The sequence below is a fragment of the Niabella hirudinis genome (assembly GCF_051201075.1).
Lineage (GTDB): Bacteria > Bacteroidota > Bacteroidia > Chitinophagales > Chitinophagaceae > Niabella > Niabella hirudinis.
Genome location: NZ_JBPEHJ010000014.1, coordinates 61,023 through 73,090 on the forward strand (window position 1 = coordinate 61,023; position 12,068 = coordinate 73,090).

7 protein-coding genes are annotated in these 12,068 nt (G+C 48.5%); 2 read left to right on the forward strand and 5 right to left on the reverse strand.

Annotated elements, in window-relative coordinates:
* Positions 1–12 precede the first annotated feature (12 nt).
* From GGU45_RS19450 to GGU45_RS19465, 4 genes are read right to left on the reverse strand one after another with little or no spacing between them, the layout of a single operon-like run.
* Positions 13–2,406 carry a hypothetical protein gene (locus GGU45_RS19450; protein WP_435227597.1) on the reverse strand — a complete coding sequence of 798 codons (2,394 nt, stop codon included), beginning with the start codon at positions 2,404–2,406 and terminating at the stop codon, positions 13–15.
* 14 nt (positions 2,407–2,420) lie between these two features.
* Positions 2,421–3,572: a DUF4249 domain-containing protein gene (locus GGU45_RS19455; protein WP_435227599.1), complete on the reverse strand. Its 1,152-nt coding sequence runs from the start codon at positions 3,570–3,572 to the stop codon at positions 2,421–2,423.
* Position 3,573: 1 nt separating this feature from the next.
* Positions 3,574–6,327 carry a TonB-dependent receptor gene (locus tag GGU45_RS19460; protein ID WP_435227601.1) on the reverse strand — a complete coding sequence of 918 codons (2,754 nt, stop codon included), beginning with the start codon at positions 6,325–6,327 and terminating at the stop codon, positions 3,574–3,576.
* Entirely contained in the window at positions 6,327–7,037 is a 711-nt protein-coding gene (locus GGU45_RS19465) for a hypothetical protein (RefSeq protein WP_435227602.1), read from the reverse strand. Before GGU45_RS19465 ends, GGU45_RS19460 begins: the two co-directional genes overlap by 1 nt.
* Positions 7,038–7,245: 208 nt before the next feature.
* Between GGU45_RS19465 and kbl the strand changes: the two genes are divergently transcribed.
* A complete protein-coding gene (gene kbl, locus GGU45_RS19470; protein WP_435227603.1) occupies positions 7,246–8,433 on the forward strand; it encodes a glycine C-acetyltransferase in 1,188 nt (395 codons plus the stop codon).
* Positions 8,434–8,584: 151 nt separating this feature from the next.
* Positions 8,585–10,123, forward strand: coding sequence for a S10 family peptidase (locus GGU45_RS19475; protein WP_435227605.1), 1,539 nt, complete (start codon positions 8,585–8,587; stop codon positions 10,121–10,123).
* 127 nt (positions 10,124–10,250) lie between these two features.
* Here the strand turns inward: GGU45_RS19475 and GGU45_RS19480 are convergent, their stop codons facing one another.
* A complete protein-coding gene (locus tag GGU45_RS19480; RefSeq protein ID WP_435227607.1) occupies positions 10,251–11,762 on the reverse strand; it encodes a PQQ-dependent sugar dehydrogenase in 1,512 nt (503 codons plus the stop codon).
* Between the last annotated feature and the right edge of the window lie 306 nt (positions 11,763–12,068).

The window sequence follows — 12,068 nt, forward strand, 5'->3', positions numbered from 1 at the left end:
ATTCGTCCGGGGCTATTTTACCGTAAATGTTGCTTCTGAAAAAACAGGCCTTCCCTTGCTGGAAATACCCTGTAACACGACCTTATATGTACCTTTATAATCGGAGGTGAAACAATCCAGATTCAAAGGCCGGTTTCCGGTAAGCTGTATATCCGGTTGCCAGAGCAGGGTGGTGCGGTTATCGGGAACCCTCAGATCTCCCTTGTCTCCGTTGGCATAAACGGGTGCATAAAATACCCGCTGCAGCTGCAGTCCCTCATAGTCGATCGCGACAGCAGAAGGATCCAGCTCAAATCCGTCAAACCTGGATTCATAGGTCTGGAAGCTGACAACCCCCGAATACAGCGATGGGCCGATCACGTACCTGCGGGGAACCACATCCAGTCGTTTTACTTTGTACGGGTTATAGTTAAAGATGCTGTTATAGTCGGCCAGGGGTACACCATCCAGCAGCACGAGCACAGCATACCGGTACACGTTTTGGTATTTTTCATCATAAATCGTCATGTGGAGTTTGCGGTCGCGCATTACTACGTTGATCGACTGCACATATTCCCGCAATACTTCTTCCATTGTGGAAAACCGTTTATAGTCATCCAGGAGATAGCTGATCTCCGGCTTTCCATAGAAGGGAAGTGTATCCGTTAACCCCGGAGATGCATAGGTGTTGATCTTGTCTTTATAATAAATGTTGACTGTTTGCATCGCAATACTGCGCTTTAGCAGGGATGCACTGTCGGCAGGGTCCGGAAAATAGGGTGGTTGGGTAAAAGACCGGTTGGCGCTGTCGATAAATGGTGAAATGATGGCGGTTGTATAGTTGTTGGCAGCACTGGCAGAGGGGTTTGGCTTTATAAAGATATCCCCCGGTCCGTAGTATTTTTTTATATTGAAGCGGACAATGCCCAGGGAGTCACTGGTACCATTGTAAAGACCAAAAGGAATGGAGGGCGCCGTAAGCAGGCAGGGGACCCCCGGGGCCGGTTGATGGTTCCAGCTGCTGAAAACCCTTGCAGCAACAATATGTCCGTCATATTCCGGCAGGTATTTCAAAGCCGGGTCAAAAAGAGGCGTAGGATTATCAAAACGCCGCCACCCGTTCACAAGCATCAGGTTCTCTATGTAGTTTCCATGGGCAGCTTCGGGAGTGAAGTAGAACTCCGGGGATTCAATTGTACCTGAAAGACTGGCTGTAAGCTGCAGATATGCGCGGATATCCGGTGCTGCTGTACTGTTGTCCATCGCATAAACGGAAAGGGAACCCTGTACGGTTTCAAGACTGTCTCCGCTAAATGCAGGCGCCAGCTCTATGGAGATGCCGTCCCTGGCCGTTGGTTCCTGTTTGCCGGTACTGATGGTTACGGTCTTTGAAGGCTGTTTGCCGGGAATAAATACCAGGCGTTCATTTACGGGCTGACGATGCTGATCAAACAGCGTGAAGCAGATTACACCAGTTCCAAGTTTGGATTTGCTGACGGGGATCTCGGCAGTGTTGCGGGTTTGGAGATCGATGGTCGTTGCAAATTTATTCTTTTGCTCACTGTGTGCGACCAGCGTCATTTTTTGCGGGGGGGTGTTTTGGAGTATTACGTTAACCAGGTAGGTGTCGTTCCCATTGTCGGTTATACGTAAAAGGGAGCCGCCGGATTGGGGCGCAGGCAGCTCTTTTTTTATAATGCCTTTTCCCGGCACTATTACTGCCGCCGTATATTTTTTGCCCGGTAACGGTGTATAGGTAAACTGACCCAGCCCGAATTTCAGCAGTTCAAAACGGGTAATGGTGTCTGTACCGTTTTCAATAATGTACCCGGTACCCGGTAATCCCTTTATGGTATGCGGGTCCAGCACCTGTACCCCCGTTTTTGAGGAACTGCCTTCAATAGGCGCCCCGCCTTCAGGAAAAAAACGGATGGTGGGCTCCGGCTGCGCAGTGCGGGCAGGAGGGTTTGCCGCGGCAATGGTATTGGAAATGAGGACCCGTTTTTTAAAGAGCGCTCTTTCATTGCCCGGCTTCATCTGGTTGGTGTAGGCAATAAGTGTGTAGGCCCCGGTGGCTACATTAACCGGCAGGTAAAAACTGCCTTTTCCTGTGCCCCCGAGGGTCTGGATCTTGGATTGGATCACCGGCTTTCCCTTATCACTGATCAATTCAATATAAAGAATGCTGTTGTACCCGGCCGGTATATGTGTACCCGCATTTAGCAGGTATACTTTAAACCAGAGCAGCTCACCGGCAAGGTAGGCATCCTTATCGCTGTGCACAAAAATGATTTCCTGTGCAGTGTCCATTTCCGCGTCCTGTTTCGCTATCTGCTGTTGCCCCGAGGCTGCCCAATGAATATACAGGCCGGCAATAAGCATCAAAAACCGGCAACAACGAAGTAAAGGATTAAATATCGTATGCATTTTGCTCAAAGTTATCAGGGCCAGTATGATGGTTTTTGAACCTTTCCGCCCCTTGTGGTACAATCTACGCAGGTGGCCATTGCCGCGGAATAACCCTCGGTGAAGAAGTCCCTTGTGGTATTGCTGATGGGTATCGTGGCTCCTGCCGAGAATGCTTCGAAGGTGCTGTCCTTGTTCTGGAGCACAAATTGTATTTCGCAAAGCTGCCCGAACTTCCATCCGGCGGGACGGTTGATGAATACGCGCTTTTGGGTGGGCACGGTTGCCGAAATATACCCGATAACAATCTCCCCTGGATTGGTGGTACAATGAATATTTCCTCTTAATTCGGAAGGCAGGGGGCCAAAAATGTCGCCGATGGATTCGGTATTTTTTTTCATCAGGTCGTAAAACTCGTAGGCGGCTTTATCCATAGCATATTGCCGCAGCAGGATGCTGTATTTTACCGACAGGCGGTCGTCACCTGCGGCTATCAGGTTAAGCGGCTGCTGAAAAATGACATCGGATGTAAGTTTTGCTGAGTTTCCTATGTAGATACCGCTGGACCGGCCGTATTTCCAGCAAGCAAAAACATCTTCCCTGGGAAAAATCCGGTTTCTTACCCCGGCCTCATCGGCATCAGGCGATTTCGGATCATAAATCAGCATCGACTGGTAGTAGCTGTTGATTTCCCAGGTTTCATCAAAATCCCACCGGTAGTAGATGGTACTGTTGGCAGGGTCGTGTGTATTAACATATAGCTGCACTCCTTTTTCGCTTTCTTTAAAACCAATGCTATCTATTGCGGGCGTTATTTTTACGGGTACAAAATCGGAGAGGTACTCTTTTCCATCGGTAGTGTTGATGCGGATGCGGTAACGATTGCCGGCGGATAATTGCAGGGTGTTTTCATAATTGCCCGGAGTACTCATGGGCAGCTGTAATACCGAGTTGTCGCTGCCTTCTACGGCAATACGGGCATTCAATACGGGACTCCGGCCCCTGCTGCCGTTCACTGCGGTGGTCCTGGACAGCAGCAGGCTGGTTGCGGCATTGCCGGCATTCAGGGTTCCTTCCACCACAAGATAGCCGGTTTCCGGGCCGTTGATCTCCGGGTAATACCGGTCCTTACATGAAATGCAAAGAGCGATGATGATCAGTATCTGAATATAGTATCCCCGTTTCATTTTAAAAGCGAATGTTATAATTGATAAATGGTATGGCGCTTCCGAAAATGGATAACTTGTACCCGTTCACAGCACCGTTTTCAGAGATAAAATAGACCGAATAAGGGTTTCTTCTTCCCAAAAGATTGTATACGCCAATGGTCCATGAGTTATGGATCTTCTGGTGAACCTTGTGGTTGCCATCGATATTCATGGAAAAATCCGTCCGGTAATAATCGGGTATCCGGTATTGGTTCCGGTCGGAATACAGCATTCTTTCGGATCCCTGGTAATAAAAGCGACCAACGGGATAGGTGATGGGCCGCCCGGTGCTGTAAGTAGAATTCAGCGACAGGCTGAAGCGGTGATTGACCCTGAAATTGCCAACGATCGTAATATCATGGGGCTTGTCGTAGTTGGCCGGGTAATCGGCTCCGTTATTGACCAATGAGCCCAAACTTTGACCGGTAGACCGCAGCAGGATACGGGAATAAGTGTATCCGATCCAGCCATTCAGCTTGCCCACCGGCTTTTTGATCAGGAACTCAAGACCATAAGCCTTGCCCCTGGTGCTGATCACATCTGTTTCTATATGATGATTTAACAGCAGGGTGGCGCCCGGCTTATAATCCAGGTAGTTCTTTATGTTTTTATAATAGAGTTCAACGGATGTTTCAATGGTGTTTGATTTCAGGTTCTTATAGAACCCGATGGAAACCTGGTCGCCTGTTTGTGGTTGGATATTGGGGTCGCTTAGTTTCCAGATATCAGTGGGGGAAATAACCGTGGTATTGGACAATAAGTGAATGTATTGCCTTAATGTATTATACCCCGCCTTTATAGAGAACGTAGGGGTAAATGCGTAACGCATAGAAAACCGGATTTCGGGCCCCTGGTAATTATTAATAAATTTTCCCTTATCATAGTGGGTAATGCCGGTACGGGTGTCATCCGTAAGGGGATGGCCCTGCCGGTAATAGCTCACATCCTGCGGACCCAAATAGGAGTAAAAGGAATAACGGATACCGGTGCTGAAAGAAAGCTGTCCTGTGGCATTGAACCGGTGCGTGATATACGCGGCGTTTTCCAGCGCGCGTTCTGCACTTACGGTATCGGGCTTTACCAGTGACTGATGGCCGGCAGGATCAAAAGTACCCGGGTTCAGCAGGTACGACAATGAACTGAGTCCAAAATCAAAGGAATGCTTTTGATTCATGAAATAAACGAAATTTAGCTTGCCGTAAAGCTGCCGGATGTCAAAGAAGAGTTTAAACCCGTTAACCACATTGGAATCGGCATTGATCTTATACCGGTAATAATCATAGCCGCCTGTAAGCTCGCCCTGCAAACGGCGTGTAAAATTCTTTTTCCATTTTAGCGAAAGGTTCCGGTTTGTATAGCCGTAAGTGGTATCATTATTCAGGTTAAAGCGGTCGTTACTGTAATAGGCGTTCATGTAAATATCGCTGGTAGAATCGATCCGGTGGCTGATGCCGAGGTTCAGGTCCTGGAACGAAGCCCGGCTTTGGTCATACTCCTTTGGCAAAAGATTGATGAGCCAGTTGGCATAGGTGGTGCGCCCCCCAAAAATAAAAGAGGTTTTGTCTTTTACAATGGGCCCCTCCAGCTGAAGACGGCTGGTGATCAGCCCGATCCCGGCTGAGCCGGTCAGTTGTTTCTTATTTCCTTCCCGGCTGTTTACATCCAGTACTGACGCCAGGCGGCCTCCGTATTTTGCAGGTATCGAGCTTTTATAGAGTTCCACATCCTTTACGATCTCCGGGTTAAACGCCGCAAACATGCCAAAAAAGTGTGCAGGGTTGTAAATGGTGGCATCATTGAAAAGGATCAGGTTCTGATCGGTAGAACCACCTCTTACATTAAAGCCGGTACTGGCCTCGCCCACCGTTTTTACACCGGGTAAGGTGGTTATGGCCCTCAGGATATCGGCTTCCCCGAAAACAGTCGGGATCCGTTTTATTTCCTGGATGCTCAGGCGCGCTACGCCCATCTGCACGCTTCGGACGTTCCGTGTTTGGGTAGACGATACGATCACTTCTTTTAATGTAGGTACCTGTTCCTGTACGGAAACATCCATGCGCCCGTCTGTATATACCATAAGGTTCAGGTTCATTTCGCGGATCCCCAACCCTGCAATGTTGAGTTGATGCCTCCCGGGCGGAATGCTAAGCGAATAGTTGCCATAAGCGTCAGAATTGGCAAAATAGGCGTTGTCGATGGCTATGGAGGCGTTGGGAAACGGCTCCCCTGTGCGCGCGCTTTTTATGGTTCCGGTAAGCAATGCCTGGGGATGATGCAACCCGTTCCGGTTGCCGATTTCATAGATCTTGTCTTCCGAAGTAATGGTCTTCCGGTCTTTATTGTTCAATCCGTAATCGACAAATGGAACCGCCTTTAATGCGGGTGCTGCCGTGCCGGGATGATAATAGATTCCGGCAGGTAATGAAAGCCGGATCTTTAAATTGCCTGTGATGTATACTTTTTTTTCCTGGTGGTCAACAGTATAGGTCAGCATTGTTTTATTCAGCGCGCTCTGCAACTGTTCAGACAAGGATCCGCTGGCAGGGGGGGCGGGGATTTTTATGGAGTCGATCTGTGCCGTGTTATAGTAAAAAAAATAGCCTGATTGTTGCTCCAGCTGCGAGAAATAAGCTTTTACAAAAATACTGTCCGGTGCCGCCGATACAGCAGTTTGTGCCGCCATGGTGGTGCACAGGCTGGAAAAAAAGATGAATATAAAAAGCCGTTTTAACATTAATCCTGGTTATATAGTTGAGCAGCTGTCCGGATCGCCGTTTCCGGGTCTTTCCGGAAACGGATTTGCTTTCTTTTTAAAGCCTTATGGATAGCCGCTTTCTTTTCTTTTGTTAGTGCATACAGGTTCTTTTTGGAAGTTACCGGGTAAAACAGGTTGTTTTGATAAATATAAAAGCGGTTATTCCAAATAAATTCCCGCTCTACCACCGATTGACCAGTGGTCTCTTTAATGATCTTTTTGCGTAATGCCAATACAGTTAGCCTGCCTTCGTCCAGTATTTCATAAAAGCCGGCCGGCAGTACCTTGCTGTTTCCCGGACCCAGCTTTATGAACCGTTCCTGCCCCAGGGTAAATGCATACAGCGGGTTAGCGGGAAGGATGACAGGCATTTTACCAGGGGTTTCGATCACCAGCTCGCCGGCTACCACATCATATTTTAACCGGGTATTTTTGTACCAGGTGCTATCAAAAAATACCGTGCCTTCTGTCCATTGGTCCGCATCCATAAACGGCGTTCCGGCGATGGTAGGCAGGTATCCCTGGTACAGCCTTCCGTTGTAAATGGGCAGGTCATTGCTAAATGTAGTATAGAACCGCTCAGGCAGGTAAACAGGATCTTTAAAAAGCGAAGAACCGCTCCGTTGGGCATGGAGACCGGCAGCGGCAAGCAGTATAAAAAAAAGCGTTAGAGCTGTTTCTTTTTTCATGGGCGGTCAGCAATGGTCGTTGCTGTATTAATAAAAATAAGGCAAATAGAATTCTGAGGCAAATCTTTTCAATGGATATTTTGACAAAGGTGCGGCTCATGGTAACCGGGCCGGTTCAACCGATTGAACAAAACGTGCTTTTGTATGGCTTTTTTCAACAACTTTGCGGAGTGCCACAGAATCTTGCGGCACAGCTAAACTCTTTCATATGAACGAAAATTTTACAAAGCGTATCGGAGCTGAGGTGGAAGAAATAAAAACTTCCGGTCTGTATAAAACAGAGCGCATCATCGAAAGCCCACAGGGCGCCGAGATCCTGGTGAATGGCAAAACCGTTATTAACTTTTGTGCAAATAATTACCTGGGCTTATCCTCCCATCCGGATGTGATCAAAGCGGCGCATGCTGCCATTGATTTTCGCGGTTATGGTATGAGCAGTGTACGCTTTATCTGCGGCACACAGGATATTCACAAGGAGTTGGAACAAAAAATATCGGAATTCCTGGGCACGGAGGATACCATTTTATATGCGGCGGCTTTTGATGCCAACGGTGGGGTGTTTGAACCATTGTTTGGCGACCAGGATGCGATTATTTCCGATGCACTGAATCATGCGAGCATTATTGACGGAGTCCGTCTTTGCAAAGCGCAACGTTACCGGTATGAGCACAATAATATGGACGACCTGGAAGCCAAACTGAAAGAAGCGGCCGGCGCGCGCAGCCGGATTATTGTTACGGATGGTTCTTTTAGCATGGATGGTACCATTGCCCAACTGGATAAGATTGTAGCCCTGGCAGAGCAGTATGATGCAGTGATCATGATTGACGAATGCCACTCTTCGGGGTTCCTGGGCAAAACCGGTCGCGGTACACATGAGTACCGGGGGGTAATGGGGAAGATCGATATCATTACCGGCACCCTGGGTAAGGCGCTGGGCGGCGCTTCCGGCGGATTTACTTCCGGAAGAAAAGAGATCATTGATATGTTGCGTCAGAAATCAAGACCCTACCTGTTTAGCAATACCCTGGCGCCTTCTATTGTTGGGGGTTCCATTGCCGTGCTGGATATGCTTTCTGCTTCAACTGCCCTCAGGGATAAACTGGAATACAACACAAAATACTTCCGTGAAAAGATGACGGCAGCGGGTTTTGATATTAAGCCCGGCGATCACCCGATTGTGCCCATCATGCTGTATGACGCGGTGCTGGCGGCCGATTTTGCGGCAAAACTGCTGGATGAAGGCATTTATGTGATCGGCTTCTTCTTCCCCGTAGTGCCCAAAGGGCAGGCGCGGATACGCGTACAGCTGAGCGCGGGACATGAGCAGGAACACCTCGATAAAGCGATTGCGGCCTTTGCAAAAGTGGGCAAAGAGCTGGGGGTGCTGAAGTAAGAAGAACCGGCGCTTGATATTATCAAACGGATAAACCATTAAGAAGTTAAGACTATTGAGAAATGACTTAATGACGCTTAACTTCTTAATGGTAAAAATGGCTTTATGTGGATGGATACGATTGATCCATCCTTTGTAATAAAAAATGATCATGAATAAGCTTATTTTCTGCTGCTGTACGGCCATCCTTTGTTTTACAGGTGCCGGTGCACAAACATCAAAATCCAAAACAGAACCTGTTAAACAGGAGCCTCCGGTAACGGAAAAAAAGAACCCTTCACCCGACCTGAGTTTTAACCCGGATGCCGCGGTGACCACCAATCATACGGTGACTATTAAAGGCCAGAAGGTGGCCTATAAAGCGATTGCCGGAACCCTTCCTGTTTGGGATGAGGATGGCAAAGCCATTGCAGGGTTATTTTACACTTATTACGAGCGCACTGATGTAGCTAAGGCCGGGCGGCCCCTGGTGATTTCATTTAACGGCGGACCGGGCTCCGCTTCTGTGTGGATGCATATTGGCTATACCGGCCCGGTGCTGCTGAATATTGACGATGAGGGATATCCTGTACAGCCCTATGGATATAAAGAAAACCCGAATTCAATATTGGATGAGGCGGATATCGTATATGTGGATCCGGTAAATACCGGTTACTCGCGGATCGTGGGCAAAGAGGTGCCCAAGACAAAATTTTTTGGCGTTAATGCCGACATCAAATACCTGGGCGATTGGATCAATAGCTTTGTAACCCGTTACGACCGGTGGGGGTCTCCAAAATACCTGATCGGCGAAAGCTATGGCACCACGAGGGTTTCGGGCCTGGCGCTGGAACTGCAGCAGGCACACTGGATGTACCTGAATGGGGTAGTGCTGGTGTCGCCCACTACTTTGGGCATTGAGCGGGGGACGGCAACCGATGCGGCCCTGCGTCTGCCCTACTTTGCGGCAACCGCCTGGTATCATAAAAAACTGGCGGCAAATTTTCAGCAAAAAGAACTGGAGGCTTTTCTACCGGAGGTAGAAGACTTTACTATGAACCAATTACTGCCGGCTTTAAACAAGGGTAGCCTGCTGGATGCGGCCATCAAAAAAACCATTGCAGAAAAGATGGCGGCTTATTCCGGTCTATCGCAGCAGGTGATCCTGCAGAACAACCTGGATGTTTCGCCCAACCTGTTCTGGAAGGAGCTGCTGCGCAATGAGGGATTTACCATTGGCCGCCTGGATTCCCGCTACAAAGGCATTGATAAACGGGATGGCGGCGAACGGCCCGATTTTAATGCGGAGCTTACCGCCTGGCTGCATGCCTTCACACCGCCCATCAATATGTACCTGCGCAATGAACTGAACTATAAAACGGATTACCCTTACAATGTGTTTGGACCGGTTTATCCCTGGGATAATGAAAATGACCGTACCGGCGAAAACCTGCGGAGCGCTATGTCTGCGAATCCTTACCTGCATCTGCTGGTACAATCCGGTTATTATGACGGGGCCTGCGATTATTTTAATGCCAAATACAACCTGTGGCAGATGGACCCCTCGGGCCGGTTAAAAGACCGGATCCAATGGGCGGGGTTCCGCAGCGGGCACATGATGTACCTGCGCAAGGAAGACCTGAAAACAAGCACCGAACAGATCCGGGCATTTATCAAAGCATCTATTCCGGGAAAGGCGGCGAAGTATTAAGCAGATCACTATCGCCACAAAGGCGCCAAGGCACTGAGAATACACAAAGCGGCACAAAGGTCTGTATAACCTCGCATAGCGAGGCTGTAGCCCGCGGTTTGTTGGAAGGAGTGGTCTGCATATAGCTTTACCGGTTGTTTTTTACTGTTTCCAATGTGATGTTGCCGGAGGCATTGCCAAAATTGCTGCGGATATAATTGGTAAGCACCCGGATCTCTTCGTCTTTCAGAAATGTAAAAGCGGGCATCGAAGCTTCGTAGGAAATGCCATCGGATGCTTTTCCGTTTGCTCCGTGCAGCAGCACCTGTAGTAATTTGTTTTCATCCCCGTTTACCATCCGGGAGCCGGCAAGGGATGGAAATGTATTCAGCAGGCCTTTACCATCTGTTTTATGACAGGAGGCACAGTAGGATTCATATAGGGCTTTGCCAGACCGTTCCTGCAGGGCCGGGGGCTTTTGGGGCCGCAATACAGGGGCCGTAGTATCGGTTGTTTTTTGGAGGCAATAAATGCCATCGTCGTAGGGTTTTGGAAATCCCTTCTGCGGATTCCAGTCGCGGTTGCTGGTACAGAAATAAACGGTGCCATCGGGCAATACCAGTACGGAACGTATGCGCCCCAGGTAATTGGCAAAAAGAATGGCTTCATCCGTGATTTGTTGTCCGTTTGCAGAGAGGTGAAGGATTCTTAAGGATTGACTTTTTAATGTGGTCAGCAATAAACTGTTCTTCCACTCGGGGATGGCATCTGAGCCATACCAGGCCAGTCCGGCGGGTGCAATAACCGGTGTCCAGGACCGCACTGGTTCTGTGCGGGGCGATCTTTTTGCAATCGCGATTTCTTTTTCGGTATCGTGCTTTCCTTCAATCTGCGGCCAGCCGTAGTTCTGCAGCGGGTGAATCACGTTGATCTCGTCTTCAATGGCGTCTCCGTGTTCAGAGGTATAGATGGCGCCGCTTTCCGACTGGGTAAGCCCCTGCATATTGCGGAACCCCCAGGCGTATACATAACTGTTGGGGATCGGGTTGTTTGCGGGAATGCTGCCATCCAGGTTTAAGCGCAGGATCTTTCCGTTCAGTGCGGTGCTGTCCTGTGCAAAGGTATCGCTGGCGGCATCGCCGGTGGCCCAGTATACTTTTTGATCCTTTGCTACCAGCACGCGGGAGCCGTTATGCCCGGTACTGCCCGGGATACGCAGCAAACGCAGGGGGGCTTCCAGTTTTCCGTTATTGTACGTGTAGCGTAATAAGTTTGAATAAATGCTGTCGCCCGTTTTGCTGGTATAGGAAAGAAACAGGTAGTCCGGCCCTTGTTCCGGTTGGTACAGGGCCATACCCAGCAGGCCCGTAGTGCGCTGATGATATACCTCGCTTATCCGCGCCACCGGGGAAACCCGGTTGGTGCCCAGGTCCAGCCGTTTGATAACACCGGCGATCTCGGAGAACAGGATGGCATGTGCTTTCCGGTCGTACTCCAGGTCCCAGGGAACCTCCAGGTGGTTTGCTACCCGGGTAAGGGATACGGCTGTTTGCCCAAGCTGAATGGTATTTAGTACCGGCGGTTCTTTTTTCTTTTCGATATGGCAGGAGGCCAAAAGAGCTGCCACAGATAATAAAACAGGTAATGTTGCAAGCCGCATAGTGTGGAATTTTAAGCGTTGTTTTATGATTCCCGAACCAAATCTAATTATTTAATTTTATATACAAAAATTTGTGTATTTTGTATACATATTTTGATGATATTTTCTTGTGGTTAATTTGTATTTGTTGTAATGCATTAATTTACAATTCTTTGCAGTAATTTTTGTTGCCTCCAAATCATCCTGCAAAAGTTTTAAAAAAAGTAAAATAAATTTTGTTTGTTTACAAAAAGATATTAATATTGTATACAGTATTAACGAGTACTTGATTGCGATTTTTCTTGTTATTGTTTTTCTGAAACTTGT

Bases quoted from the DNA above. Each gene is read 5' to 3' on its own strand.
- kbl (WP_435227603.1), top strand. From the start codon at position 7,246: ATGAACGAAAATTTTACAAAGCGTATCGGAGCTGAGGTGGAAGAAATA.
- GGU45_RS19450 (WP_435227597.1), bottom strand. From the start codon at position 2,406: ATGCATACGATATTTAATCCTTTACTTCGTTGTTGCCGGTTTTTGATG.
- GGU45_RS19480 (WP_435227607.1), bottom strand. From the start codon at position 11,762: ATGCGGCTTGCAACATTACCTGTTTTATTATCTGTGGCAGCTCTTTTG.
- GGU45_RS19465 (WP_435227602.1), bottom strand. From the start codon at position 7,037: ATGAAAAAAGAAACAGCTCTAACGCTTTTTTTTATACTGCTTGCCGCT.
- GGU45_RS19460 (WP_435227601.1), bottom strand. From the start codon at position 6,327: ATGTTAAAACGGCTTTTTATATTCATCTTTTTTTCCAGCCTGTGCACC.
- GGU45_RS19455 (WP_435227599.1), bottom strand. From the start codon at position 3,572: ATGAAACGGGGATACTATATTCAGATACTGATCATCATCGCTCTTTGC.
- GGU45_RS19475 (WP_435227605.1), top strand. From the start codon at position 8,585: ATGAATAAGCTTATTTTCTGCTGCTGTACGGCCATCCTTTGTTTTACA.